The sequence below is a fragment of the Maritimibacter sp. genome (assembly GCF_016774595.1).
GTDB lineage: Bacteria > Pseudomonadota > Alphaproteobacteria > Rhodobacterales > Rhodobacteraceae > Maritimibacter > Maritimibacter alkaliphilus.
On sequence record NZ_JACBWT010000002.1, the window covers coordinates 950,244 to 976,758 of the forward strand.

Below are 26,515 nucleotides of genomic sequence, written 5' to 3' on the forward strand. Positions count from 1 at the left end.
CATGACAACCGAGCAGATCTCTGCGCGGAACGATCGGGTGGCGTCGACACAGACGCCACCCACGCTTCGCCTGGAGAACATATCCAAGACATTCCGCGCGACCCGCGCGCTGGAAGGCGTCTCGCTGACCATCGAGCCGGGTGAGGTGCATGGGCTTCTGGGGACCAACGGCTCCGGAAAGTCCACCCTTATCAAGGTTCTGGCGGGGTTCCACGCCCCCGATCCGGGCGGTTCGATGCAGTTCAACGGGCGCGACGTTCCGCTGCCGCTGGACCCTTCGACCTTCCGCCGTCTCGGGATGAGTTTCGTGCACCAGAACCTCGGCCTCGTGCCGTCGCTTACGGTGCTCGAAAACCTTCGCCTGTCGCAGATCGCGCTCGGCAAGGGTCGCCGGATCAACTGGCGCAAGGAACGCGCGGCGGCGCAAGAGACGCTGGACCGCTACGATGTGGACGTCGAACAATGGCGCCGGATCGACGAACTCAGCGCCGTGAACCGCGCGCTCATCGCGATCATCCGGGCCTTCGAGGAAATCCGCGAAGAATGCGAGCGCACGGGTGAACCCGGCCTCGTCCTGCTGGACGAACCCACGCCGTTCCTGCCAAAGGAAGGCGTGGACCGGCTGTTCCAGCTTATGCGCCAGATCGCCGATCATGGCTCTGCCGTCACCTTTATCTCGCATGACATCGACGAGGTGATGGAGATCACCGACCGCGTGACCATCCTGCGCGACGGCAAGGTGTCGGGCGAAATCGAAACACGCGATGCGAGCCGGGACCAGATGATCGAGATGATTATCGGCCGCTCCCTTGCCAGCGCCGCACCCCCCGTTCACGTCGCCCGTAAGTTCGAACCGATGGCCCGGCTGAAGGGCCTGTCGGGTGCAGGTATCCCGACCTGCGACATCACGGTCGGGAAGGGCGAGATCCTCGGGCTGACCGGGTTGATCGGCTCGGGCTACGACAAGATCCCCTACCTCGTCTTCGGCGCGGACTCCGCGCATTCGGGCGAGATGACGCTCGACGACGGCAAGCACTTCGACCTGCGCACGATGACACCGGCGGCCTCCATCGCCGAAAACATCGCGCTTCTGCCCGGTGACCGGGACACCAAGAGCGGCGTCGGCAACATGAAGGTGTTCGAGAACATGCTTCTGCCCGACATCGGCGGTTACGTGCAGGGCGGGTTCCTGCGCAACGGCCAAATGCGGCGCGAGGCGAAGGCGCTCGGAGAACGATTCGAGGTGCGCCCGAACGACCCGGAACTGAACCTGGGCAACTTGTCTGGCGGGAACGCTCAGAAGGTTCTTATCGCCCGTTGGCTGAAACGCGAGCCGAGGCTTCTGTTGCTGGACGAACCGACGCAGGGCGTCGATGTCGGCACGCGCGCCAACATCTTCAAGGCGGTGAAAGAGGCCGCCGCCAAGGGTATGTCCGTGATCTGCGCCAGCTCCGATGCCGAACAGCTCGCCGAGCTGTGTGACCGCGTGCTCGTCTTCGCGCGCGGCTGTATCGTCGATGAGCTGGCCGGCTCGCAGGTCGACAAGGACAACATCACGCAAGCCTGCTATTCGTCGCTGGGCACGGCCGAGGGTCGTGCACAAGACGCAGCGGGCCAAGACAAGGGGACACCATGAGCACGTCCACGGAATCCGCAACGCCACGCAAGAAGTCCAATGTGAACGCCATGCGGCTGTTCGAACGCTACGCGCTGATCCTCGTGTGGTTTCTGCTGATCGCAGGGTTTTCCATCGCCATGCCGGAGTCCTTCCTGCGCTGGGGCAACTTCTCGATCCTGTTCGCCTCCTACGCGCCCGCCGCGCTTCTGGCGCTGGCGATCATCATTCCGCTCACATCGGGGGACTATGACCTCGCCGTCGGGGCGACCATGACATTGTCGTCCTGCATGATCGCGGTCCTGAACTCGTGGATGGATGTGTCGATCGAGCTTTCGATCCTTCTCGCCCTTATGGGCGGGCTCGCGGTCGGCCTCTTTCACGCGCTGTTCATCGTCTACTTCCGCATTCACTCTCTGGTCGTGACGCTGGGCAGCACCTCGCTCATCTCGGGCATCGTTCAGTGGTTCACCAATTCCTCGACCATCGGCGGCATCGACAACGCGTTGATCATGTGGGTGGTCGGTGGACGGCTGTTCGGCGTGCCTTACGCCTTCTACTACGCGTTCGCGGCGGCAATCGTCCTGTGGTATGTCTTCGACTTCACACCGCTTGGCCGGCGGCTTCTGTTCGTCGGGCGTGGGCGCGAAGTGGCGCGGCTGAACGGCATCCCGGTGGAAAAGATGCGCGTGGGCGCGCTCGTCGCCTCGTCCGTCGTCGCCGCGCTCGCCGGGGTGCTCTATGCGGGCGTCCTCGGGTCCGCCGACCCGTATTCGGGGCTGAACTACCTGCTCCCCGCCTTCGCCGCGGCCTTCCTTGGCTCGACGACGATCATGCCGGGGCGCTTCAATCCGTGGGGCACCATCGTCGCGGTCTATTTCCTCGGCACCGGGATCACCGGCTTGACCATGTTCGGCATTCCGCTGTGGGTCACGAACGTCTTCAACGGCGGCGCACTGATCCTCGCCGTGACGATTTCGCAGCTGACCCGCGGGCGCGAGGCGTCTGACATCGGCTAAATCGCGAGCGCAGGACAGCTCTCAGCGGGCGAGCTTCTGAGACGGGTTCGGGCTCTGCCGAGGGCCCGCGCCTGCTGAGGGTGCCGTCTGATGGTCGGGCAGGGGGCTTACCGTTGGCCCACATCGGAACCCGACCGCTTCGCTGCACTGGCGACGTGTTCCGGTCTTCTCGCGGCAAAGGCTACGAGAAAAAAACGGCATTGAAGCACTGCGTTCACGACCGTCGATTATGATGGAACGCCAAGTCGCACCGTCTGCTGTCCTATACGGTTTGCAACACGTCTGATGAGCCGAAGCACTCACGAGTGAAAGTTCACGCGCGGTCTGCGCACAAAATGTCAGTGCGCAAATACAGTCTTAAAAGGCACTTGCCTCCCTGACACCATCAGTCCTCGCGTTTGACCCGCTTGCGTCCCGAATGCGTCCAGTCCGGTTCGACCGCCTCGCGGGGTGCCGTAAGCGCGGTTTCGCTCAGGTATTTGGTCGAAGACCAGCCGCCGTCGACCGCAAGGATTTGACCGTTGATCCAGGCCGATTGGGGAGAGGATAGAAACCAGATCGCGTTCGCGATGTCCTCGACCGTGCCCCATCCGGCGGCGGGGGTCATGTCGGTGTTCATGCGCCGAAAGGCTTCGACCTCCAGCCGCGCCTCGGTCATCGGGGTCGGGATCACGCCCGGCGCGACCGCGTTCGAGCGCACGCCGGATGACCCGTATTGCGCCGCCATGTGCAGCGTAAGCGCGTTCAGCCCGCCCTTGGCCGCCGAATAGGCCCCACCGCGCAATCCGCCGACAAGGGAATAGGTCGAAGACACATTGACGATGGTCGCCGTGTCGCCGAACGCCGTCAGCGCCTCCCGGCACAGGCGGAACGGTGCGCGCAACATGAGGTCGAGAAACCGGTCGAGCGTGTCGTCATCGGTGGAATGCACCGGCTCCGGGCTGCCGACGCCCGCGTTGTTCACGAGGTGATCGAGGCGCCCGAATTCGTCCATCGCCAGCGCCACGGCCCGTTTCGGCGCGTCGTCGTCGGTGATGTCGGCGGCGAGCGTCACCATCGGGGCGGGGAGGTCGGCCAGACTGGCCCGCGCGGCGTCTAGTTTCGTCGCGTCCCGGCCCACGCCGACCACGGCGACGCCGTTTTCGAGGAATGCGCGCGCGGTGGCGAGGCCGATACCGCTCGAGGCGCCGGTGACGATGGCTGATTTCATGCGTTGTCTCCATAGGGCGCGAGCGGTGCGGGCAGGCTCAAAAGATCGGCTGGTCCGATGAACTGAGCAAGCGCATGGGCGTGTTTGAGAAAGAGATGGGCGTTCGCCTCGGCGGAAAAGCCGATGCCGCCGTGAATCTGGATGCCGGTGCGCGCGTTTTCGAGCGCGACGCGCGGGGCGAGGCGGGTAAGGGCGGCGACCTGAAAGCCCGCGTCCGGGTGACCGTCGCAGAGCGCAATCGCCGCCATGTCGAGCAGGGCCGACACCATCTCGATCCCCAGCGTCATGTTGGCGGCATGGTGCTTGATCGCCTGAAACGTGCCGATGGGTTGACCGAACTGCTCGCGGATCTTGGCATAGTCGACCGCCAGATCACGCGCGCCGGTGGCGACGCCCAGCAGTTGCGCGGCGGCAAGCAGGCGGGCGAGGTCTGCGTCCACGGGCCGATTGGTGCCGGTGCGCGCCATCTTGGCGACGGGCAGACCCGCGCCGAGCGGGGCGGTCGTCTTCGGGTCGGTGACGGGCGAAAGGCCGAAACCGCCGTCCACCCGTATCACCGCGTGATCCGCGCCCTCCGGGTCGATAAGTGTCCACGTTCCGTCGCCCGCGACGCCGATACAGGCGGTCACGGCCGCGTCCAGCCGCCGCGCGATGGCGGTGGCGAGCGCGCCGGGGCCGACGAGGTGACGGCCCAAAGCCACGTGCAGATGCGCCTCTTCCACGATGCCGAAGCCCGCGCCCCCCGCATCTTCTGGCAGGGCGAGCGCGAAGGCCCCGAAATCCTCCAGCGGGGCAAGGTCGTCACCGCCCATGCCCTCTTGCAGGCGCGCCACCGGATAGTGGCTGTCGAGCATCGCCTGCGCGGCGTCGAGGATCTGGCGCAGGTCTTCGCCGGGGGTCAGATCGAAACTCATACCCGTGCCTCCCGCGGCAGGCCGAGGATGCGCTCGGCGATGATGTTGCGCTGAATTTCCGCGGTGCCGCCCGCGATCGTCTCGGAATAGCTTTCAAGGTAGCCGTGCGTCCAATGGCTGTCGGTCAGACTGTCGGGGCCGAGCACGTCCATTGCCGCACGCTCGATCCGCTGGGCGAGTTCCGCGAAGGTCAGCCGGACGAGCGAGCCGTCGAAGGGCGTGTCCGGGTCGCGCAGGGCCGTGCGATAGGTCATGGCCCTCACCCCCGCCGCCTCGGCCCGCAGGTCGGCAAGGCGTTGTGCGGTCGCAGTGCCGGGTGTGGGTCGGGCAAGTGCGATCAGCTCTTCGACCTTGACCGACAGGTCGAGTTGCAGCGCCATCGCTGCCGTGCGCCGTTCGAAGGCGAGCGTCGTCATGGCGACCGACCAGCCGTCGTTCACCTCGCCCACCACGGCGTCCAAAGGGATGCGCACGTCGTCATAAAACACCTCGGCGAAATGCGTCACCCCCGCCATGTTGCGGATCGGGCGGACCGTGATGCCGGGGAGCTTCATGTCGCAGATCACCCAGCTCAGCCCGTTGTGGCGCTTCGATCCCGGCTCGGTGCGGATCAGAAGCTCCTGATAATCCGCGATGTCGGCGTAGCTTGACCAGATCTTCTGGCCGTTGACGACAAGATGGTCGCCCTCGATCCGTCCCGTCGTCTTGAGTGAGGCGAGGTCCGAACCTGCGCCGGGTTCCGAAAACCCCTGACACCAGATCGAGCGACCATCGAGAATGCGGGGCAGGTGAAATGCCTTCTGGGCTTCGGTGCCACGCGCGAACACGGTCGGCCCGGCGTGGTTCAGCGCGACGAAGGTGCAGTCGAGCGGTGAGGGGGCACGGGCGCGGGCGTATTCCTCGTACCAGATCAAAAGCCGCGCAGGCGACAAGCCGTGCCCCCCGTATTCCTTGGGCCACGCCAGCCCGGACCACCCCGCAGCGGCGCATTTTGCCAACCAGTCGGTCGCGTATGTGCGCGAGGCCTCTCCTTCGCGCGGCGCAGGCTCGGCCGGGCGGTTTTGGATGAGCCAGTCCCGCGCTTGCGCGCGAAACGCCTCGTCATCGGCCGTCGGGTCAAGCTGCATCGCATTCATCCACAAAATTCCATATCGTGGGATCATAGAATTGCATGTGGTTGTTTCCTCCCTATGCCCGGCTTCCCGGCTCGGCCATAGGCTATACGCCTGAAAACATCTTGGTCAAGCCGGGGACTGTTGACATGGGGCGGGTCGGCCGGCATTTTCAATTCCGCCGCGCGGGCCAGAAACTGTCTCGCATAATGGGAGGGTTTTCGATGGATTTCACATGGACCGAGGAAAACGACACCTTCCGCGCGCGGGTGCGTGACTTCCTCGACCGTGAGTTGCCCACCAACTGGGACGAAATCGCGCGGCACGGGCCGGGTTCGCGGGAACAGACCGAGTTCTCGCTCGAATTCTGCCCCAAGCTCGCCGAGGCCGGATTGCTCGTCCCCCACTGGCCCGCCGAATGGGGCGGCGCGGATCGTCCGACGTGGGAACATTTCATCATGGGCGAAGAGATGTGGGCGGTGGGCGAGCCGCGCGGCGGGCAATACATGAACGTCAACTGGATCGGCCCGGTCCTGATGCGCTACGGTTCCGACGCGCAGAAGGCGCAGTACCTTCCCGACATGGCGGCGGGCCGCGCGATCTGGTGTCAGGGGTTTTCCGAGCCGGGGGCGGGCTCGGACCTTGCTTCGCTGCGCACCAAGGCAATCCGCGATGGCGATGACTACGTCATCAATGGTCAGAAAATCTGGACTTCCTATGCGGGCATGGCCGACACCTGTTTCCTGCTCGCGCGCACCGGCGGGGCCGATCAGGGGCGCTCGGCCATCGCGATCTTCCTCGTCCCGATGGACACGCCCGGCATCGAGGTTCGCGCGATCCCCAGCCTCATCGGCCACGGCGACATTCACGAGGTCTTTTTCACGGACGTGCGCGTCCCGGCCTCCTGCCGTCTTGGCGAAGAGGGCGAGGGGTGGACGATCATCTCCTACGCGCTGGCCAACGAACGTGTCGGCATCCCGCGCTATGAAATGTCGTCTCAGGTGCTCGACGTGATGGTCGGCGAACTCAAGGCGCGAGGTGCGTTCGGCAATGCAATCGTGCGCGCCAAGGCGGCCGAGGCGGCGGCGGCCTGCGAAGCCGCGCGGCTTTTGGTCTACCGTGTGGTGGACGAGCGCGCGCGGGGCGTGCCGCCGGGCACCGCCGCAAACCTCGCCCGTGTCGCGGTGGTCGAGGCCGACCATGCGGTGACGGATTTCGGGATGGATTTTCTGCCCGACTGTTTCTCGGGAGACGGCCACGCCGGGATGCTCGCCCATCATGAACGCGCCATCGTCACGGGCATCGCGGCGGGGGCGGCTGAAATTCAGCTGAACCTCGTGGCCCGCCGCCACCTCGACCTGCCGAAAGGGGCCTGACCATGCACCTTGCGTTCAACGAAGATCAGGCGACCTTCGCCACCGTGCTCGCCCAGATGCTTGGAGATGAGGCCGAGACCGGCTTTCACACCGTCGCGGATTGGGGGCGGTTCGATTATGGCACGGCGCTGGATGCGCGGCTCGAAGAGGCCGGGTTCTATGACGCCGCCGCAGAGCCGGACCTCGGCACCGTGGCCGCCGCAGCGATGGTGCACGAGGTGGCGCAAGTCCCGGTGACGGTCGAATGCGCGGCCTCGGCGCTGCTGCGCCCCTTCCTCGGCGGTGACGTGCCGCGCCCGCTTGCCGTCGTGGTCGATGACGCGCCCGGCGCGATCCGTTTCCTGCCGCAGGCGGGGGCGCTCCTGTCGATCACCCACGGGGCTGTGCGGCTGGCGAGGCTCGACGGTCAGGTGCGTGAGGTGGCGAGCCTCCTTGCCTATCCGATGGGTGAGGTGGCGCGGGACAAGCTGGACTGGACCGATCTGGAGGTCGAGGCCGCGCAAATCCGCACACTCTGGCAGATCGCGCTGGCCGCCGAGCTGTCCGGTGTCCTAGCCGGAGGCCTGTCCTCGGTCCTCGCCCATGTGCGTGAACGGACGCAGTTCGGCCAAGCCCTTGGCAGTTTTCAAGGCGTGCAGCACCGCCTCGCGACGGATTCGGTCTGGCTCGAAGGCGCGCGGCTCCTCATGCTCAAGGCCGCGTCCAGTCGCTCGGCGCAGGATGCGAGCCTCGCGCTTGCCCATGTCCAGAACCATGCCACGCGGATCGGTTATGACCTGCACCAGTTCATGGGGGCGATGGGCCTGACACTGGAACACCCGCTGCACCGTTGGACCTACCGCGCCCGCGCGCTGCGCGCCGAAATGGGTGGCGCACCGATGGCCTTCCTCGACTATGCTGAGGCGAGATGGAGGGCGGCATGAGCGACCTGCCGGAGTTTGAAACCCTGCTGCTGACCCGCACCGGGCGGCGGCTGAAGATCACGATGAACCGGCCCGAGGTGCTCAACGCCTTCGGTGGCCCGATGCATTCCGAAATCATCGACGCTCTGGCCTTTGCCCGCGACGACACCGGCAGCGACGTGGTGGTCATCACCGGGGCGGGTCGTGCCTTCTCGGCAGGCGGCGACATCGAGGGGATGCGCCGCGTCATCGACGATCCGACGCTGTTCGACAAGGAAGCGGCCGAGGCCAAGGCGCTCATCTTCACGCTTCTCGACATCGAAAAGCCCGTGGTGGCGCGGATCAACGGCGCGGCCATCGGGCTGGGCGCGACCATCGCGCTGTTTTGCGATGTGACCTTTGCTGGTGAAAGCGCCAAGATCGGCGACCCGCATGTGGCCATCGGTCTGGTGGCCGGTGACGGTGGCGCGATCATCTGGCCCGCGCTCATCGGCCTGCACCGCGCCAAGGAATTCCTGCTGACCGGCGAAACCCTGACGGCGGCCAAGGCAGGCGAGATCGGGCTGGTCAATCACGTGGTCGCCGACGATGCGCTCGACGCCGCCGTCAACGGGTTCTGCGACAAGCTGATCGCCGGGGCGCAGCCTGCGATCCGCTGGACCAAGACCGTCATGAACATGGAGCTGAAGCGCATGGCCCATGCGCTGATGGACCCCGGCATCGCTTATGAATCCCTTTCCGTGCGCACCGAGGAACACAAGGCCCGCGTCGATGCCTTCCTCGCCAAGGCCCGCGAGAAACGGAAATGAGCAGGATCGACGAGCGGATGGCGGGGCTCTCCCCCGACCGTCACCGCGCACCGCGTCGTCCCGGTCTGGGCGAGATTGCGCTGGACCTGACCGCGCAAGACCCCGACCGCGAGGTGATCCGCGACGGCGAACACCGCCTCACACGTGGCGAGATGCTGGACATGGCGCTGCGCTTCGGCGGGGCCTTCGAGCGAATGGGGCTGACGCCCGGTGCGCCCATCGCGTTCCAGCTTCCGAATTGGTGGGAGGCGGCGGTCATCAACCTCGCCTGCGCGCTGTTCGGCTACCGGATCGTGCCGCTCTTGCCGATCTACCGGAAGGCCGAGTTGCAGGTGATCCTGCCCGCTTGCGGGGTCGAGGCGATCTTTCTGCCGCCCGCCTCGGACAAGGTCGATCACCCGGCCATCGTGGCCGCGCTCGATGCGCCGCCCGCCCATGTCGTGACCGTGCGCGGCGACGCGCCCGGCGCGGCCCGGTTCGACGATCTGGTCGCAGGTCCGCCAGCCGAGCCGCGTCTGCCGGACAGCCGGGACGCCAAGATCGTCATTTTCACGTCGGGCAGCACCGGGCGGCCCAAGGGCGTGATCCACACCCATGACAGCCTCGACGCCGTGGTGCGCAACACCGCCGGGTTCTGGTCGCTCGGGGCCGAGGACGTCATGTATGTGCCATCGCCCATCGGCCATATCGGCGGGTCGATCTATGCCTTCGAGTTCCCTTGGATCACCGGCTGCCGCACGGTGCTTGAGGATCGGTGGGAGCCTGCGCGCGCCGTGGCCCGGATCGACGCCGAGGGTGCCACTTTCATGGCCGGGGCGACGCCGTTCCTGACCATGCTTCTGGAGGCGGCGGGGCAGGCGGGGTCCGACCTGCCAAGCCTGCGCCGCTTCGTCTGCGGTGGGGCCAGCGTGCCGCCTGAACTGGTGCGCCGCGCGCTTGCCGCATGGCCGCAGGCGATCGTCTCGCGCGCCTATGGCTCGACCGAAGTGCCGCTGGCGTGCCCCGGCATCCGCGACCGGGCCTCCGCCGAGGCTCACGCCGAAACCGACGGGGAAATGGCTCTCGACCTCATGCTGGACGAGGGCGAGATCTGCGTGCGCGGGCCGCAGATGTTCGTGGGCTACCTCGACCCCGAGGACGACGCGGGCGCCTTTACCCAAGACGGCTTTTTCCGCATGGGCGATCTGGGCCGGATCGTGGACGACCGTTTCATCGTCATCACCGGGCGCAAGAAAGACATCATCATCCGGAAGGGCGAAAATATCAGCCCGCTGGAAATCGAGAACGCGCTGCTCGCCCACCCGCTGGTCGATCAGGTCGCCATCGTCGGCGCGCCGGACCCGGAACGCGGTGAGATGGTCGTGGCCTTCGTCGTGGCGCGCGACGGCTTCGATTTCGCGGCAATGACCGATCACCTCATGGCCGCCGGATTTGCACGGCAGAAGTTTCCCGAACGTCTCGAACGGCTCGCGGCGCTGCCGATGAACGCGGTGGGAAAGGTGCAGAAACCTGACCTGCGGGCCAAGGCGGCGGCGCTGGTCACGAAGGCCTAGGTGCGGTTCGAAGCGTGCAGGCCATGTTCGGTGCCGATCGCGCCGGGCGAACGGAAGGCAAGACCAGAATGAAAGACGGCAATCAGGACGGAACTCAGGCGATCCGGCGCGCGGCGGCGATCCTGAAGCAGATCGCGCATGTGTCGGGGACCGCGCCCAAGACCCTGCGCACGATTTCCGAAGCCGTGGGCCTGCCCCGCTCGACCACGCATCGCATCCTGAAAAGCCTCACCGATACCGGGCTGGCCGCCTACAACGCCGAGACCCGCCGTTACGAGGTGGGGATGCTCAGCTACGAGCTCGGCCTCGCCGTCAGCGACCGGGTGCTGGGCCTCGCCCCGTGGACGGCCTGCGTCGACCGCGTGGCCGAACGCGCGAACGTCACCACCTATCTGATGCGCCGTTCGGGGTTCGAGGCGGTGTGCATCCACAAGGCCGAAGGCCGCACGGTGATCCGCGTGATCCCGGTCGAAGTCGGCCAGCGGCGCTATCTGGGCGTCGGGGCGGGGGCCACCGCGCTTCTCGCCGGGCTGCCGGACGCGACCGCCGCACGGGTGATCGCGGCCATCGCGCCGGAGTTCGACGCCTTCGAAAGCCTGAGCGCCGACAGCGTGCGCGACGCGATGGAACGCGCGCGTCGCACCGGCTTTGCGGAAAGCCGGGGGCGGGCCTATCGCTCGATTTTCGGGTTGGGGCGGGGCATCAGGGCCTTCTCGGACCAGCCGGACCTTGCCATTTCCATCGCCGTCCACGCGCAGGATGTGAACGACACCCGGATCGAGGACTGGAAGCGGATCATTTCGGAAGAGATCGAGGCGACCGAGGACCGGATCGGGCCCGTCGGTTAGGTCGGACCGCGCGCGACGTGCCGGATGAACATTTCGGCAAGGTAGGTGGCATCGTCGGCCAGCCTGTCCGTATGACCGTCCACGATAGCCTGAATGCTCATACCGCTGATCGTCCCCGAAATCATGCGCGCGCTCTGGTCGATGTCGATATCGGGAAGCAACTCGCCCATGTCCTGCGCCTGTTTCAGGTAGCTGCGCAGGTTGGCGTGATAGGCCGCCTGAAGCGCTGCGACACGCGGTTGCAGGTCCGGGCTCGCGCCCATGGACTCGACGATCAGGTGATACAGGGCGATGGCGCTGTCGGGCATGTCGCGCACGGCGTCGAGTTGCAGGCGGATGCGTTCGGCCAGCGCCGCGCAGCCCCGGCGGTCGCCCACACGCTTTTCGACATGGCGCAGGAAGCGGTCCTCGATCGCTTCGAGCACAGCGATCAGGAGGGCGAGCTTGGTGCCGAACCGCTGCACCGGGAGGCCCTTGCTGTAACCCGCATCGAGTCCGATCTGTGCGAGGTTCGCGCCGGAGATGCCCTTTTTGCGGATAAGCGCCATGGCCGCGCGCAGCATCCGGCGGTCGGATTCCTCGCGCCGTTCTTTCTTGGGGCCCAGTTCAACGCTCGCGTTCATCGAAGTGTCCTTTCACGCGTCGCGCCTTTTGCCACCGGGCGCGGAGGGTTCGCAAGCCGCCCCGCTCATCGCATCGTGCTGGCGCCGGGCAACCACGTCACGATGCCCGGCACGAGGATCAGAAGGATCACCACCGCGATCGCGGTGAGGGCGAAGGGCAGCACGCCAAGAAACACGGTGCCGAGGGAAATGGGCTTGCCGAGGTTCGCCTCCGGGTCCGACGCGATCCGGTGGACGATGAACGTCAGGATACCAAGAGGCGGGGTCAGCAGCCCGACTTCGGCCATCACGACAAGAAACACGCCGAACCAGAGCGGATCGACGCCGACCGAGATAAGCGGCGAGAGCAGAACGGGGATGGTGAGCAGCATCATCGCCAGCGTGTCCATGAACATGCCGAGGATCAGGTAGGCGACGATCAGGATGAACAGAAGCTCCACGCGTCCGAGCCCGAGTTCCGCGATTTCGGTCGCGATGAAGTTGGGCACCTGACTTAGCGCCATGGCGCGGGTCAGGACGGCGACGCCGACGATCAGCAGAAAGACCGAGGCGGTGCCGGTCAGCGTGCCGATCAGGGACTCTCGCAGCATTCGGACCACGGCGCGCAACCCGCCGCCGGTGCGAAACAGATGGATGGCGCCCAGGATCAGGGCGGCGAACATGCCGCAGACCCCGGCCTCGGTCGCGGTGAAGATACCCGCGAACAGCCCGCCGATCACGATGGTGATGACGATGGCGATGGGGATGACGTCGAGCGCCGAGCGCCAGCGCATCCCCCATGTCACGTCCGACATATCGACACGCGGGGCAAGGCCGGGGCGCAGCTTGGCGCTGACCACGATCATCGCGGCGAAGGCAAAGGCGAGGAGCAGGCCCGGAATGACGCCGGCCAGAAGCTGTTGGCCGACCGGCAAGGACGCGGCCCCGGCATAGACGACGAGCAGAAGACTGGGCGGGATGATCTGCCCCAGCGTGCCCGCTGCGGCGACGCTGCCCACCGCCAGTTGCGGGCTGTAGCCGGATTTCAGCATTTCGGGGATCGACACGCGCCCCAGCGCATAGGTGATGCCGATGGTGCTCCCGGAACTGGCTGCCAGGGCCGCGCCCGCGAAATTCGTGGCGACCGCCAGCCCGCCAGGCATCCAGCCCAGCCACACGCGCGCCGCGCCGAAGGCCGAGGTCGTGAGGCCGGATTTCCACAAGATCATGCCCATCAGGATGAACATCGGAATGACGGACAGGGACCACGACGCGGTCGCGTCGAAGGCCACGCTTTCCATGGTCGAGCGCACGACCCGCGCGCCCGACAGGCTGTAAAGCCCGATCACGGCGGCGCCCAGCATGGCGACCCCGACCGGGATGCCCATGAGCAGAAGCACGATGGACAGAAGAACGATCAGAAGCCCCACGATCTGTTTCGGCAGATCGCCCGCGAGCATCAGGTAAAGCGACCCGCCCGCGACGATGAGCGCGATGACGAAGATGACGACGCCGACGCGCGAGGCGGGGCGGGACAGGGTGGCAGCCTCGGCGCTCATACGGCTTCCCCTTCGGCATGAACCGTGTCGGGCAGCGGGTAGCGCCCCGAGAAATAGCGAAAGCTGGTGGCCGCGGTTTGCAGGGCAAGGGCCAGAACCCCCGCGGGGGCCATGAACATGGTCGGCCAGACGGCGACCGGCGGGCTGGACGACGTGGTCTTGCCGAAAGCGGCCGCATCCATCGCCTCGTTGAACGCATGATACGCCAGCACCAGAAGCAGAACGGTGGCGATCAGACCGAAGACCCCTTCGACCATCCGGCGCATCGTTGCCGGAAGCGTGTCGAGGAGGATCGTCACCTTGATATGCTCCTGCTTCCATTCGGTGAAGGCGAAGGCCATCAGCGTGAGTGTCGGCATCCACCAGTTCTGGGTGTATTCCAGCGTGCCGGGGAAGGGCCGGTTCATCGCCGCGCGCCCCGTCACGTCGACCAGCACGTTCACGGCGAGAAGTACCAGCGCGACCCCTGCGATCAGGGCGAGGGCCAATGCCAAGCCGTCGACAAGCCGCAACAGCGCGGGGTCGGTCGGCCCGGGGCCGGTCGGGTCAGCGGGTCGGTTCACGTCGGTCATGATGTTTGAAATCCTTCACCCGAAACGGCGGCGAAGCAAGGGCGGCCCGCCCCGGCTTTGGGGGGCGGGCCGGAGAGGTTCAGTTCATAAGGCCGGGCGTGACCTCGGAATTGAACTTCTCGTAAAAGTTCGACAGGTCCACCTCGGACAGCCCGGCGAAGGCGTCCACGATGGCCTCGGGCGTGCGCTCGGCCACTTCGTAACCATCGGCGACCAGCGCCTCGGTCCAGTAGGCGATGCGCGCCTGATAGTCGTCGACGAAGGCCTGCGGATCGCTCACGCTATCCGGTGCCGTGTCGGCCAGACCCGCGACATAGGCCGCGCGCTGTTCCTTGGCGATGGGCTCCAGCGCCGAGACGTCGTTCGTGTGGATCACGTCGCCCGCGGCGATCAGCTCGCCCGCCTTGGCCTCGATGTCCATGTAGCCTTCCCAGATGTCATAGGCGGCCTTCACGTTGGCTTGCGTGATGAAATCCTGAAGCTCTTTCGGAAAGTCGTTCCAGACGTCGAGATTCATCACCCAGGTCGAGGCCTGAAGCTGCGCCATCGTCACCGGCACGTATTCCGGCGCGACGTCCTTCAGCACCAGCCCGTCCGCATATTGGTTCGGGTTGATGACCATGCAGTCGAACACGCCGCGTTGCAGCCCCTCATAGGCCTCGCCCCAAGCGATCGACACGGGCGTCATGCCAAGCGCCTCGGCGGTCTGCGACCAGACGGCACCGATGGCGCGGGCGCGTTTGCCCTGCGCGTCTTCGGGGGTCGAGATCGGCGTGTTGCACAGAAGGTTATAGGCGGGCGTCGCCGTGGCTTGCAGCACCTTCACGTTGTGGCTGGCGTATTCCTGCGTCAGCGGCTCGAAAGTCAGCACGGTTTCCAGCGCGGCTGCACCGCCCGCCGCCACGTCATGCACGGTCGAGCCGGACAGGGCGGCACCCATGCCGAAAAGCCACGATCCCACGGGCAGTTCCTGCGGCATGTAGGACGGGATGATAAGGCCGATGTCGGCCACCCCGTCGCCCACGCCCGACAGCGTGTCGAGCGCACCCAGCAGGGACGAGGACCAGTAGTTCTCGAACGTGATCTTGCCGCCGGTGAATTCGGTGATCGACTCCTCCCACGCGACCATCGCCTTGCCGAAGTTGGCGTTCTGGTCGCCCGAGAAATCGGCGAGTTTCAGGGTCATGGGCTCGAGATTGTCGAGCCATTCCTGCGCTGTGGCCTGCGACGTGACCGACATCGCGATCAGCGCGACGGCGGACACACTTGTCCAAGTCTTGAATGTCATCAGTTCCTCCCTGTGCCGTCTCCGGCGCTTGTCCTTGTCGCGGCGTGGGCCGCGATGTCAGGAACGCTAGCACCTCCTACTTTGTGGGACAAGATTTCATGCTTGGCTAATTCATTGGTAAGCGAAATATTTTGTGTGAAGGCGGGCCGATGCGACATATAGCCATGATTTTAAGGGGTATTTGTGCGGACGCACCTTTTCAAGCCTGCGACGGATTATGTCTCGAAACGTGAGATGATGCCGGTTTTGTCCCGTTATATGAGATGGCGGCCTGCGCCGTCGCAAAATACGGGACGGATCACCACATCGCGACGAAGTCGGGGTCGAGGTGCACGTCGATCAGAAACGGCGCGGTGCGGGGCCTGTTTTCGAGAGCCTCCGGAAGCGCATCCAGATCGCCCGCGCAGCGGATCGCGACCCCGTCGCCGCCCAATGCGCGGGCGACGGTCGTGAAGTCCGGCCAGTCGAACAGCGTGATCGAGGGGTCGAGCTGCTTGTCGCGGAACTGGATATGCTCGGCCCCGTAGCTCCCGTCATTGAACAGCACCACGATCAGGTCGAGGCCCGCGCGCACCGCCGAATGGAACTCGGCCAAATTGCCCAGCATGAAGCCGCCGTCACCGCAGAACAGCACGGTCGGGCGGTCCGGCCGCATCACGCCTGCGCCGACGGCGGTGGCAAGGCCAAGCCCGATGGCCCCGAAACTGGCTGAGGTCACATGGTCGCGCGGGCCGGGGGCGGTCAGCAGGCCATAGCTCTTCACCATCCAGCGGCCCGCGTCCGTGACCAATGTGCGATCCGAGGGCAGGATGTCGTTCAGCCGCGCCAACGTGGTCAGGAAATCCACCGAGCCGTCGCGCGGGGTCGTTGCGGTCGCGGGCGGGGGCATGTCCAACCCCTGAGCGGGCAGATCGTTGGTGAAGCCCGAGCCGGGGATGTCCGCCTCGTCGATCCAATATCGAAACGTGTCGGCCACGCTCGCCGGATCGCCCAGAATCGACACATCCGCAACCGCGCCGGTGCCCAGGTCGCAGGCCCGGTCCGCAATCTGGATCACGCGCTTGTCCTTGACGAATGCGCCCTGCGCCGTCGTGTGGAAATTGAGCGATGCGCCGAACGCGATGATGCAGTCCGCGCCCATGATCGCATCGGTCGCCTGCGGCGTGCTGACAGTGCCGCAAACGCCAAGTGCGTGGTCCTCGCCCCGAAACAGATTCTTGGCGCGCATCGTCGTGGCCACCGGCGCCTCGATACGGCGGGCGAGTGCGAGCAATGCGTCGCGCGCGTCGATGGCCCCGCGCCCGGCCAGCACGACGGGCCTGCGCGCGGCGGCGATCATGCCGACCGCGTTGTCCAGCGCGTCGCCCTCGATCTCGGTCTTGGGCAGGCCGGGCACGTCCCAGCTTACGTCATGGCCGTCGACATCGGACCATTGGAAATCGGCGGGCATGTTGAAGGCGATGGGCCGCCGCTCGGCCTTGGCGCGTCGCACGGCGCGCGCCAGATCGTCGAGGGCCGTTTGCGGGCTGCGCATCTGCTCGAACCCCGCGCCCGACGACAGGACCACCGCCTTCTGGTCGATGTTCTGAAGGTTCTCGCGGTCGTGCACCGGCGTGTCGCCACACAGCAGCACGATCGGCGTATTCGACCGCACCCCCTCGGCAAGCGCCGTGACGCAATTGGTCAAAGCGGGGCCGTGGGTGACGGTGCAAAAGCCGACGTCGCCTGTCAGCATCGCGGCCCCGATGGCCATGAGCACGGCACCGTTTTCGTTCGCGGCGGTGACGTATTGCGTGCCGTCCAGCCGCGCGTAAGCATCGACGAAATAGGCGTTGGCATCGCCAACGACGCCGAAAAGATGTGTCACGCCATGTGCCGCGAGACTGCGGGCGAGACCCGCGAACAGGTGATTGGGCATGTCGACTCCCGTGGCCGGCTGAGCTGGCGTCTTGATTTCGCTAACTCACGGATTAGCGAAATTCGCCGGGTCGGGCAATGGAGACGTTCAGGAGGTCTGCCCGATCTGGGTGGCACGAGAGAGGGCGCAGCGGTTGTTTTTCCGGCCTGACCCATCCGCGACGCGTCCTTTGTCTGCCGTAACGTGATGTAAGATCAAATGGTTATCCGCTACAGTTGTAACGTCCGGAAACCGTTGCCACAGGTTCGGACGGGTATCTCACCGCCGAGCCATGAAAGCGAAGTTTCTCAGATGCGAGGGCGAGCCAGCCAAGGCGCAACCTCGACCCGCTGACCCAAAAAACGCCCGGTGAGGGACACAACTACGTCGCGGCGAAAGCGGACGAACCTGCTCTCGCCCGGACCCATTCGAGAAGCCCCGCCACCGGCACCCCACAAGGTCCGTTTCGAAATTCCTGTTGACATCGCAACAAATCCTGACGAACGTGATGAACGTGCCGGAGAGGGAAACCGGCCAAGGGAGGACATCATGAAAGTCAGTTTTACCGGCCTTTCGGCCGCCGCTCTTCTGTTGCTCGGAACCAGCCTCGGTGCGCAGGCCGACACGATCAAGGTCGGCGTCGTCGCGCCGTTTTCGGGGCCGTTCGCGCTCTACGGCAAACAGTTTCAGGAAGCGATCGAAGTCTATCAGGCCGAGCACGGCACCACCGCCGGCGAGCACGAGATCGAGTTCATCTACAAGGACTCCGGTGGCCCGAACCCGGATCAGGCCCGCAGCCTGACCCAGGAGCTTCTGATCAAGGAGCAGGTGGATTACCTTGCGGGCTACGTGTTCACGCCGAACGCGATGGCCGTCGCCCCGCTTCTCGACCAGTCCGAGACGCCGCTTGTGATCTTCAACGCCGCCACCAGCGCGATCAACGCGCAGTCCGACTTCTATCTGCGCACGAGCTACACGCTCTGGCAGGTTTCGATGCCGCTGGCGGAATGGGCCTATGAACAGGGCATCCGCTCGGTCGTGACGACGGTGACGGATTACGGCCCCGGGATCGACGCCGAGAACGCCTTTGTCGCGGCCTTCACCGAGGCCGGGGGCGAGGTGCTGGATTCGATCCGGATGCCGCTGTCGACCACCGACTTCACGCCGTTCATCCAGTCGATCCGCGATCAGTCGCCGGATGCACTGTTCACCTTCCTGCCCGGCGGCCCGCCCACCTTCGGGTTCACCAAGACCTATAACGAAAACGGTCTGCGCGACGAGGGGATCATGTTCCTGGGCACGGCCGAGACGGAGGAATCGAACCTTCAGGCGTTCGGGGATGCCGCCATCGGCCTCACCACCGCCTACCATTACTCCGCCGACCACGACAGCGACATGAACCGGGCCTTCATCGCAAAGAATCTCGAGTTGCATCCGGACTCGGTGACCAATTGGGCGACCATCGGGGCCTATGACGGCACGCACCTGATCTATGAAATGGTCGAGGCGGCAGGGTCCGACGGGCCCGCAGCGATCGAAGCGGCGAAAGGGCTGGAATGGGAAAGCCCGCGTGGCCCGCTGGTCATGGACCCGGAAACGCGGACCGTCGTGCAGAACGTCTATATCCGCGAAGTCGAGCGCGACGCGGAAAGCGGCCTTCTGGTCAACCGCGAGAAGGGCGTGATCGCCACCGTGGGCGATCTCGGCTGGGGCAAGTAAAGGACGGGGCAGGGCGCCTTCGGGCGCCTTGCCTGACCGGCAGCAGGGCAGGCGATGTCGCTCATTCTCAACATCCTGATCGACGGGGTCGCCTATGGCATGATCCTGTTCATGATCTCGGTCGGCCTGTCGGTCACGATGGGGCTGATGCGGGTCATCAACCTTGCCCATGGCGGGTTCGCCATGCTGGGCGGTGTCGTCGCCCACGTTCTGATGAGCGAGGCGGGCGTCGGATACGTTCCCGCCGCGCTTCTCGGCATCGCGGCCACCGTCGCGCTCGCCTGGCCTCTGGAGCGGCTGATCTACCGCCGCATCTATGGGTTCGGCGACTTGCAGCAGGTACTGGCGACCATAGGGCTTACGTTCCTGATGATCGCGACCGTGAACCGCCTCCAAGGCTCCACGCTGCTTGCGCTCCCGTTGCCCGGCGGGCTTGCGCAGTCGGTGGACCTCGGGTTCCGCACGCTGCCACTGCACCGCATCGTCGTGATCGGGGTCGGCGTCGCGGTCATCATCGGGCTGTGGCTGCTGATCGACCGGACCCGGTTCGGAATCCGGCTACGCGCCGCCGTGGACAACCGTGCGACGGCCGGGGCCATCGGGATCAACACCGGACTGATCTATTCCGCGACCTTCTGCCTTGGTGCGGGTCTCGCAGCCCTCGGCGGTATCCTCGGGGCCGAGATGCTGCCCATCGAGGCCTATTATCCGCTGCGCTACATGGTGCTTTTTCTGGTCGTCGTCGCCGTCGGCGGCATGGGGTCCATCGCGGGAAGCTTCGCGGCCGCGCTGGGCCTCGGACTGATCGAGACCGCATCGCGCTACCTCGTGCCCGAATACGGGACGATCTTCTATTTCGCCTGCATCATCGTGTTCCTCGCGGTCAGGCCCAAAGGTTTGTGGGGGCGGCTCGCATGACACGTCTCGCCCGTATCCCCTTCGCCGCCGAGGCGCTTCTGGTCCTCGTCGTGATCGCGGCCTTCTTCGCCTTCCCCTACAACCTCGCGTTCGTGACGCGCATCCTCATCATGGTGCTTTTCGTGCTGTCGATCGACCTCGTGCTCGGGTTCGCGGGGATCGCGACACTGGGTCAGGCGGCGATGTACGGCACCGGGGCCTATGCGGCGGGGCTGTTCGCGGTGCATGTGACGGCGGCGCCGCTTCCCGGTCTGGTGGTCGGGATGGTGGCCGGTGCGATCCTCGCGGTCGTGTCGGGTCTAGTGCTCATGCGGACCAAGGGCCTGACGCTCATCATGCTCACCATCGCGGTGGCGCAGATCTGCCATGAGATCGCGAACAAGGCGCGCGACGTGACGGGCGGGGCGGATGGCCTGCGCGGCATCCGGATGGAGCCGGTGCTGGGCCTGTTCGAGTTCGATTTCATCGGCCGCACGGCATATTGGTATGTGGCGGTCGTGGTGTTCGTGGTCTTTCTCGTACTGCGCAGGCTGGCCGCCGCGCCGCTTGGCCTGTCGCTGCGCGGCATTCACGAAAGCCCCGAACGCATGACCGCCATCGGCGCGCCGGTCTACCGCCGTCAGGTGCTCGCCTACACTCTGGGTGGCGGGATCGCCGGAATAGCCGGGGCGCTGGCGGCGCAGGTCACCCAGCTCGTCAGTCTCGAAGTCTATTCCTTCACGCTGTCCGCCGAGGCGCTCATCATGCTGATCCTCGGGGGGACCGGGCGGCTGTGGGGCGCGATCGTGGGCACCGTCCTGTTCATGACCGTGCATCATGTCGCGGCCAGTGCCGATCCGTTCAACTGGCTGTTCCTGATCGGGTTCCTCGTCCTCGGCGTCGTCTTTTTCCTGCCGGGCGGGATGATCCGGCTTCCGGCGGCGCTCATGCGGTTGGGGAGGCGCTCATGACCACCGGACTTCAGGTGCGCGGGCTTCAGAAACGGTTCGGCGGGATCGTGGTCGCCGACGACATCAACGTCGACCTGCCATCCGGCGCGCGTGTCGCGCTGATCGGACCGAACGGGGCGGGCAAGACGACCTTTTCCAGCCTCATCACGGGCAAGCTGACCCCCAGCGCGGGCGAGATCACGCTGGACGGACGCGACATCCGCCCGATGGGCGAGGCCGAGCGGGTGCGGGCGGGCATCGCCAAGACGTTCCAGATCACCACGCTGTTTCGCGACCTCACGGTGCGCGACAACCTTCGCCTTGCCGCGCAGGAACGCGACGGGCGGGCGCGGGCGTGGTTCCGGCGCGCCGACAGCTGGGCCGATGTCGAGGACGAGATCGCCGCGCAACTCGCGGCCTTCCGGCTCGCACCCTTGGGCGACAAGCGCGTCTCCGACCTTGCCTATGGCCAGCAGCGGTTGGTGGAAATGGCGATGACCCTGATGCTCAAGCCACGCGTCCTGATCTTGGACGAGCCGGCGGCCGGGGTTCCGTCGTCCGACAGCCACCTGATCACGGATGCGATCGAACGGCTGCCCGACGACCTCGCCGTGCTCATCATCGAACATGACATGAAGCTGGTGTTCCGCGTCGCGCGGTCGATCATTGTTCTGGTGAACGGGCGCATCCTGACACAGGGCGCGCCGGAAGACATCGCAGCGGACCAGCGGGTGCGCGATCTGTATCTGGGGGCGCATCATGGCTGATCCGGTTCTCAAGCTCGAAGGCGTCGTTTCAGGGTATGGCGATACCACCGTGTTGCACGGGATCGACCTGACGGTTGGGCAGGGCGAGCGGGTGGCGATCATCGGCCGCAACGGCGTGGGAAAAACCACGCTCCTGTCCACCGTCATGGGCCTGACCCGGCTGCACGCGGGCCGGGTCATGTCGGCGGGCGTCGATGTCTCGACCCTTGCGCCGCACAAACGGGTGGGGGCCGGTCTTGGCCTTGTGCCCCAGACCCGCGACATCTTCCCCTCGCTGACGGTGGAAGAAAACCTGCTCGCGGGCCTGCGTGGCGATGCACGGATCGACGAGGCGTATGAGATGTTTCCGCGTCTCGCGGAACGCCGCACAAACGGCGGCGCCCAGTTGTCCGGCGGCGAGCAGCAGATGCTCGCCATCGCGCGCACGCTACTCGGTCAACCGCGCCTGTTGATGCTGGACGAGCCGCTCGAAGGGCTGGCCCCGGTGATCTGCGACATGCTCATGGAGACGTTCGAACGGATTGCGGCGGACGGCACACATACCGTTCTACTGGTCGAACAGCACACGGAACTGGCGCTGGACTTCGCGGAACGTGTCGTGATCCTCGACGCGGGCGCGGTGGTCGAGGATGCGACCGCCGAGGCGCTCAGGGCTGATCCCGCACGGGTCGAACGCCACGTCGGGGTCGGGATGCTGGCGGACTGAACCTGTCGCCCTTGACAGTCGGCCCTCCATTGGACAGTTCGAGGTGACGATCTACGCGGGGCCGGTGCATGGCGAAAGACGACAAATCCAAAGACGGAGCGGGCCGCTGCCCGGAAGCACGGATTTCCAGCCCGACGCGGCTGGGCAAGGCCGGTCATCGCGTCATCGACATCAACACCTACATTCCCTACTTCCTGTCGTCGGTGAACAACGCGCTGTCGTCGGGCGCGTCGGCCCAATACCTGCGCGACTACGGGATCGGTATCGTCGATTGGCGCGTGATCTCGATGCTCGCCATCGAACCGGGCATTCCGGCCTCCCGCATCTGCTCGGTCGTGTCGCTCGACAAGGGCGCGACGAGCCGGTCGCTCGCCAAGCTGGCCGAGGTCGGTATGGTCACTTTCGAGACGTTCGAGAACGATCCGCGCCGCCGGAAATGGACGTTGAGCGAGGCAGGGTACGAGATCCACGACACGATCCTCGCCGCCGCGCTGGAACGTGAGCGCAAGCTGATCGCGGGCGTGGACCCGGACGATCTGGAGGCTTTCCTGCGCGTGATCCGCATCATGCGGCGCAACGTCGACGACCTCTAGGTTGCACGGCGGGGACTGCCCCGCCTTCCGGTCTCACTCCGCGCGGAAACGCTGGACGAGCTCTTCGGGGATCGGCGCCGATTTCAGGCCGCGATCCGGGTCTTTCACGGTCCAGACGCGGGTTTCGACCCCTTCGACGCAGACCTTGCCGTTCTTCGTGAGCGTATGACGAATGTCGAAGCTGCGGTCCTTCACTTCGGCCACTTCCGTCGTGATCTCGATATCGTCGCCGTAGCTGCACGGTGCCTTGAACGTCGCACGGGTGTCGACGAGGGGGCAGCCCGCCGCGCCGAATTTCGCCAGCATCTCCTGCTTGGGCCACCCTGCGGCTTCGTAGAGCATCGAGGTGCCGTGGTCGAACCAGCGGAAGAACTGCGGGTTGAACACGATGCCCGCCGGGTCGCAATCGCCCCATTCCACGCGGCGCTTGAGGGTGTTCGACAGCATCATTTGTTCCTTTCGTCGAAGACGCGTTTCGCCTTCATTTCGGATTTCGGCAGAGTGTTCGGCGTCACCACCTCGACCGCGCAGCGGATTTCGCAACGCGAGCGGATTTCCTTGGCCACACGGTCGGCCACGTCGCTTTCGTGTTCGACCAGCACGCGCATGACGTCGAGGCCGTCGTCCTGCGTCGTCAGCCGGATCTGGAACTCGTCGCCGGTGCCGGGAACGGCGCGCACCGCCTCTTCGATCTGCACCGGGAAGAACTTGATGCCGCGCAGGTTGATGAGGTCGTCGGAACGGCCGGTCATGCACCCCAGCCCGCGAACGTGATTGCGGCCACAGGCACAGGGTTCACGGCTGAGGCGGGTATAGTCGCCCACGAGGAAGCGAAGCTGTGCGGAGCTTTCCGAGTTGAGGTTGGTACAGACCGTCAGCCCGCGCTCGCCGTCGGCCACGGGGCTGAGGGTATCGGCATCGACGGTTTCCCAAAGCTGGATGTCTTCCATGAAGTGAATGAACGGCTCGTCGCCTTCCTGATATTCGGGGCAGGAGTAGCCGCCGCAATGGGGGGAGGCTTCGGTGCAGCCGTAGAATTCCACCGCTTTGGCCGCCCACAGGTCTTGCAGCCGTTCGAGCGTGCCGGAAACGCCTGAGAACGGCTCGCCCCCCGTGACCATCCATTTGATCGACGTGGCCGCCGGGTCCATCCCCATGTCCTGCATCACGCGGCCCAGATACAGCGCGTAGGACGGGGTGCAGACGAGGACGGTGGGTTTGAAGCGGTCGATGAAAGACGCGCGCGCGTGGCCGTCCACACCGCCACCCGGCACGACGGGAAGCCCCATTTTGGCCAGTGTGTATTGCACGCCCCAGGCGAACACGTGCGGGCCGAAGCCGACCATCGGGATCGCGCTGTCGCCCTGACGCAGCCCGCCGGAATAAAGCGCGCGGGCGTTGGCCTGTTCCCAATACTGGCGGTCGAAATGGGTGTAGCGGAACACGCGGGGCACACCTGTCGATCCCGAGGACGAAAACAGCATCCAGCCGCGGTCGGCCCAGTCCTCGTCCGAACAGGTCGTGTAGGTGCCGTAGGGCGGATGTTCGGTCGCGTCCTCCATCATCTCCTGCTTGGTGACGATGGGCCAGTTGGCGATCAGGCTGTCGCCGTCTTTCAGGTCCGTGGGGGCCACGCCCAGCTTGTCGAAACGGCGGCGGTAGAAGGCGCTGTTTTCATAGAGAAACGGCGCGACGGCGGCGATCTTTTCGTTCTGGACCGCTTCGATCCGGTCGCGCGACCACGTGTCCTTGTCCGACCAGTATTCCGGCGTGACTGGCGTCGAGCGATCCTCGTGATACGTCTCGAGCACGGCTTTCCATGTCTTGCGCGTCTCGTCCGCGCGGGCGCTTGGGTGCGTCATGTCATCCTCCCTGACGAAAGGCTCCGGCGGCCCTCCCGCCGCCGAAGCCCATGGCTCACGCTTCTTCGAGCGATCCGCGCTTGATGCCGATGTCGGAACGGTAGCTCTGTGCCGCTTTCGAGATCGGGCTCGGGGCCACGGTCGCACGGATGCGGACCTGCCGATGCGGTTCGATGTTGCCTGCCGAGCGCGATCCGCCACCGTCCTCACCCCAGACCAGCACGACCTCGGTGCCCGGTTCGGCAAAGGCCACGTCAACGGAAGCGATCGACATCATCGCGCGTTCGTTGGTGGTGTAGCCGGGATAGGTCGCAAGGCCGATCAGGTTACCTTCGGTGTCTTCGACGCGGTCGTAATGCATCCGGGCGATGGCGGCCAAGGGCATGGTGATGGGAAGCGGGTTCACCTCGCCGGTATCCTCGAGCATCGACTGCTGCACGCCCATCACGTCTTCGGCGTTCCAGACCAGCGTCACCTTGCGGCGTTTCTGCTCGGTCCCCATCGCCTCCAGCGCGTCGCGCCCGATGAAATCATGGTCGAACTTGATGATGTGGCCGTAATTCACGTCATAGGGTGTGAGGTAATAATCCTCGATGTTCTCGGAATAAAGCGACCCGCCGAGCGACATCCGCATGGAGGCGTTCTTGGCGCTCATCCAGTCGCGATAACCCTTGGTGCCTTGTCCGGTATAGACGGCGGATACGGGAACCGCCCACCAGCCGCTTTCGATCACTGTGGTGAAATAGGCGATGGAGCCGACCATGCGCAGGCCGTATTTCTCGCCCGCCGTCATGAGCAGCTTCTTTACAGCGCGGTAATCGTCCCACGGCCCGGAAATCTCCAGCCCCGGCATCCCGCCCATCGAGTGACGCATACCGCGCGCGGTGTAGTCGCCCAGCTTGATCTCGGCGGATTTGAAGAACTTGATTTCGGGCAGGGGGCCGCCGTTCAGCTCTTCCAGCAGTTCCCACGCCTTCGGGCCTTCGACCTGAAAACGGTAGAATTCGCGCCGCTTGGCCTTGTTCAGCGTCCACATCGGGTCGCTTTCGGTCGTCACGTCGAAATCCAGCACTTCGGCGTTGTATTCGACCCATTCGGTCGTCGCCGGGTTGCCCACGACCATGTAGTCGTCTTCGCCCATCCGGTAGAGGATCGCGTCACCGATCAGGTAACCTTCGGGCGAGCAGCAGACGAGTTGCTTGGCTGCGCCGATTTCGAAGGTCTTGAAGCTGTTGACCGACAGGTATTGCGTGAAGGCCAGCGCATCGGGGCCGCGCACATGGGTCGAGTTCATGTGGTAGCTCTGGTCGTGCACCGCGATGGTGTTGCGCCATGCCCATTGTTCGTCGCGCCACGTGGTGAATTCGGGCCGCACGCCGTCGCCCGGCATCATCTGGCTGTAGATCGTCATCGCCGCCTTGGGCGCATTGCGAAACAGATGATCGGTGACGTTGGGAATGGTTTCGAGCAGGTCGGAAAGCGACTGCCCCGTATCTTTCTGTGCCATGGTATCCTCCCTCTTGGCCCGACATCGTATCGCATCTCGTGACCAGTTCGACTCGAGACTAGCGATCTGTTGCGATGTCAACAAGTGCACCTTGTCGATTTCGGGTTGTGATGTCAACACATCTTTCCTCGGCTGCACGTCCCGGAACGGGCGTCAGGAAACTTTAAGTGGAGAGGTTGGGTCGCCGGATTGCGTCTGCGCCGGACCCGACCGACGCTTCGATCCCGCGCGCCTGTTT

The 26,515-nt window shown here is 65.4% G+C and carries 24 protein-coding genes; 13 read left to right on the forward strand and 11 right to left on the reverse strand.

Annotated features, from left to right (window positions below; translation table 11 throughout):
* The first annotated feature begins 37 nt into the window (after nucleotides 1-37).
* Nucleotides 38-1,636, forward strand: a complete 1,599-nt coding sequence (locus HOY44_RS15880; protein ID WP_287435965.1) for a sugar ABC transporter ATP-binding protein — start codon at nucleotides 38-40, stop codon at nucleotides 1,634-1,636.
* Nucleotides 1,633-2,634, forward strand: a complete 1,002-nt coding sequence (locus tag HOY44_RS15885; protein ID WP_287435967.1) for an ABC transporter permease — start codon at nucleotides 1,633-1,635, stop codon at nucleotides 2,632-2,634. The genes HOY44_RS15880 and HOY44_RS15885 overlap by 4 nt, the downstream gene beginning before the upstream one ends.
* Nucleotides 2,635-3,019: 385 nt before the next feature.
* Here the strand turns inward: HOY44_RS15885 and HOY44_RS15890 are convergent, their stop codons facing one another.
* From HOY44_RS15890 to HOY44_RS15900, 3 genes are read right to left on the reverse strand one after another with little or no spacing between them, the layout of a single operon-like run.
* Nucleotides 3,020-3,844, reverse strand: coding sequence for an SDR family NAD(P)-dependent oxidoreductase (locus tag HOY44_RS15890; RefSeq protein ID WP_287435969.1), 825 nt, complete (start codon nucleotides 3,842-3,844; stop codon nucleotides 3,020-3,022).
* Nucleotides 3,841-4,758, reverse strand: a complete 918-nt coding sequence (locus HOY44_RS15895; RefSeq protein WP_287435971.1) for an acyl-CoA dehydrogenase family protein — start codon at nucleotides 4,756-4,758, stop codon at nucleotides 3,841-3,843. The genes HOY44_RS15890 and HOY44_RS15895 overlap by 4 nt, the downstream gene beginning before the upstream one ends.
* Nucleotides 4,755-5,885, reverse strand: a complete 1,131-nt coding sequence (locus HOY44_RS15900) for an acyl-CoA dehydrogenase family protein (RefSeq protein ID WP_287435973.1) — start codon at nucleotides 5,883-5,885, stop codon at nucleotides 4,755-4,757. The genes HOY44_RS15895 and HOY44_RS15900 overlap by 4 nt, the downstream gene beginning before the upstream one ends.
* A 209-nt stretch (nucleotides 5,886-6,094) precedes the next feature.
* Between HOY44_RS15900 and HOY44_RS15905 the strand changes: the two genes are divergently transcribed.
* The 5 genes from HOY44_RS15905 to HOY44_RS15925 all read left to right on the forward strand — a co-directional run bounded on the left by HOY44_RS15905 (nucleotide 6,095) and on the right by HOY44_RS15925 (nucleotide 11,358).
* Complete coding sequence (locus tag HOY44_RS15905) at nucleotides 6,095-7,246, forward strand: acyl-CoA dehydrogenase family protein (RefSeq protein WP_287435975.1); 1,152 nt, start codon at nucleotides 6,095-6,097, stop codon at nucleotides 7,244-7,246.
* 2 nt (nucleotides 7,247-7,248) lie between these two features.
* Nucleotides 7,249-8,169, forward strand: a complete 921-nt coding sequence (locus tag HOY44_RS15910) for an acyl-CoA dehydrogenase family protein (RefSeq protein WP_287435977.1) — start codon at nucleotides 7,249-7,251, stop codon at nucleotides 8,167-8,169.
* Nucleotides 8,166-8,957, forward strand: a complete 792-nt coding sequence (locus tag HOY44_RS15915; protein WP_287435979.1) for an enoyl-CoA hydratase/isomerase family protein — start codon at nucleotides 8,166-8,168, stop codon at nucleotides 8,955-8,957. The genes HOY44_RS15910 and HOY44_RS15915 overlap by 4 nt, the downstream gene beginning before the upstream one ends.
* On the forward strand, nucleotides 8,954-10,510 hold the full coding sequence (locus HOY44_RS15920) for an AMP-binding protein (RefSeq protein WP_287435981.1): 1,557 nt from the start codon (nucleotides 8,954-8,956) through the stop codon (nucleotides 10,508-10,510). Before HOY44_RS15915 ends, HOY44_RS15920 begins: the two co-directional genes overlap by 4 nt.
* A gap of 68 nt (nucleotides 10,511-10,578) precedes the next feature.
* Nucleotides 10,579-11,358 carry an IclR family transcriptional regulator gene (locus tag HOY44_RS15925; RefSeq protein ID WP_287435983.1) on the forward strand — a complete coding sequence of 260 codons (780 nt, stop codon included), beginning with the start codon at nucleotides 10,579-10,581 and terminating at the stop codon, nucleotides 11,356-11,358.
* Here the strand turns inward: HOY44_RS15925 and HOY44_RS15930 are convergent.
* The 5 genes from HOY44_RS15930 to HOY44_RS15950 form a co-directional block, all read right to left on the reverse strand.
* The gene (locus HOY44_RS15930) at nucleotides 11,355-11,981 is read right to left on the reverse strand and encodes a TetR/AcrR family transcriptional regulator (protein ID WP_287435985.1); all 627 of its coding nucleotides are present in this window, start codon (nucleotides 11,979-11,981) and stop codon (nucleotides 11,355-11,357) included. The two genes, HOY44_RS15925 and HOY44_RS15930, sit on opposite strands and share 4 nt — an antisense overlap.
* A gap of 65 nt (nucleotides 11,982-12,046) precedes the next feature.
* On the reverse strand, nucleotides 12,047-13,519 hold the full coding sequence (locus HOY44_RS15935; RefSeq protein ID WP_287435987.1) for a TRAP transporter large permease: 1,473 nt from the start codon (nucleotides 13,517-13,519) through the stop codon (nucleotides 12,047-12,049).
* Nucleotides 13,516-14,091: a TRAP transporter small permease subunit gene (locus tag HOY44_RS15940; RefSeq protein WP_008330042.1), complete on the reverse strand. Its 576-nt coding sequence runs from the start codon at nucleotides 14,089-14,091 to the stop codon at nucleotides 13,516-13,518. The genes HOY44_RS15935 and HOY44_RS15940 overlap by 4 nt, the downstream gene beginning before the upstream one ends.
* Nucleotides 14,092-14,170: 79 nt before the next feature.
* Nucleotides 14,171-15,379: a C4-dicarboxylate TRAP transporter substrate-binding protein gene (locus HOY44_RS15945; protein ID WP_235889067.1), complete on the reverse strand. Its 1,209-nt coding sequence runs from the start codon at nucleotides 15,377-15,379 to the stop codon at nucleotides 14,171-14,173.
* Nucleotides 15,380-15,677: 298 nt separating this feature from the next.
* Nucleotides 15,678-17,297, reverse strand: a complete 1,620-nt coding sequence (locus HOY44_RS15950; protein WP_287435992.1) for a thiamine pyrophosphate-binding protein — start codon at nucleotides 17,295-17,297, stop codon at nucleotides 15,678-15,680.
* A 528-nt stretch (nucleotides 17,298-17,825) separates the two neighbouring features.
* On the opposite strand from HOY44_RS15950, the gene HOY44_RS15955 reads away from it, so the two are divergent.
* The 6 genes from HOY44_RS15955 (at nucleotide 17,826) to HOY44_RS15980 (ending at nucleotide 22,908) form a co-directional block, all read left to right on the forward strand.
* Nucleotides 17,826-18,995, forward strand: a complete 1,170-nt coding sequence (locus HOY44_RS15955) for an ABC transporter substrate-binding protein (RefSeq protein WP_287435993.1) — start codon at nucleotides 17,826-17,828, stop codon at nucleotides 18,993-18,995.
* Between the two features lie 54 nt (nucleotides 18,996-19,049).
* Entirely contained in the window at nucleotides 19,050-19,913 is an 864-nt protein-coding gene (locus HOY44_RS15960; RefSeq protein ID WP_287435996.1) for a branched-chain amino acid ABC transporter permease, read from the forward strand.
* Complete coding sequence (locus tag HOY44_RS15965; RefSeq protein ID WP_287435998.1) at nucleotides 19,910-20,863, forward strand: branched-chain amino acid ABC transporter permease; 954 nt, start codon at nucleotides 19,910-19,912, stop codon at nucleotides 20,861-20,863. Before HOY44_RS15960 ends, HOY44_RS15965 begins: the two co-directional genes overlap by 4 nt.
* Nucleotides 20,860-21,609 carry an ABC transporter ATP-binding protein gene (locus HOY44_RS15970; RefSeq protein WP_008330036.1) on the forward strand — a complete coding sequence of 250 codons (750 nt, stop codon included), beginning with the start codon at nucleotides 20,860-20,862 and terminating at the stop codon, nucleotides 21,607-21,609. The genes HOY44_RS15965 and HOY44_RS15970 overlap by 4 nt, the downstream gene beginning before the upstream one ends.
* A complete protein-coding gene (locus HOY44_RS15975; RefSeq protein WP_138423368.1) occupies nucleotides 21,602-22,315 on the forward strand; it encodes an ABC transporter ATP-binding protein in 714 nt (237 codons plus the stop codon). The genes HOY44_RS15970 and HOY44_RS15975 overlap by 8 nt, the downstream gene beginning before the upstream one ends.
* 68 nt (nucleotides 22,316-22,383) lie before the next feature.
* Nucleotides 22,384-22,908, forward strand: a complete 525-nt coding sequence (locus HOY44_RS15980; protein WP_008330034.1) for a MarR family winged helix-turn-helix transcriptional regulator — start codon at nucleotides 22,384-22,386, stop codon at nucleotides 22,906-22,908.
* A gap of 33 nt (nucleotides 22,909-22,941) precedes the next feature.
* Here HOY44_RS15980 and HOY44_RS15985 read toward each other — a convergent pair whose 3' ends face one another.
* From HOY44_RS15985 to HOY44_RS15995, 3 genes are read right to left on the reverse strand one after another with little or no spacing between them, the layout of a single operon-like run.
* A complete protein-coding gene (locus HOY44_RS15985; RefSeq protein WP_287436002.1) occupies nucleotides 22,942-23,355 on the reverse strand; it encodes an acyl-CoA thioesterase in 414 nt (137 codons plus the stop codon).
* Nucleotides 23,355-24,770 (reverse strand): phenylacetate--CoA ligase family protein, encoded by a 1,416-nt coding sequence (locus HOY44_RS15990; RefSeq protein WP_008330032.1) that lies wholly within the window; start codon nucleotides 24,768-24,770, stop codon nucleotides 23,355-23,357. The genes HOY44_RS15985 and HOY44_RS15990 overlap by 1 nt, the downstream gene beginning before the upstream one ends.
* A gap of 55 nt (nucleotides 24,771-24,825) precedes the next feature.
* Nucleotides 24,826-26,277, reverse strand: a complete 1,452-nt coding sequence (locus HOY44_RS15995) for an aminomethyl transferase family protein (protein ID WP_287436004.1) — start codon at nucleotides 26,275-26,277, stop codon at nucleotides 24,826-24,828.
* Nucleotides 26,278-26,515 lie beyond the last annotated feature (238 nt).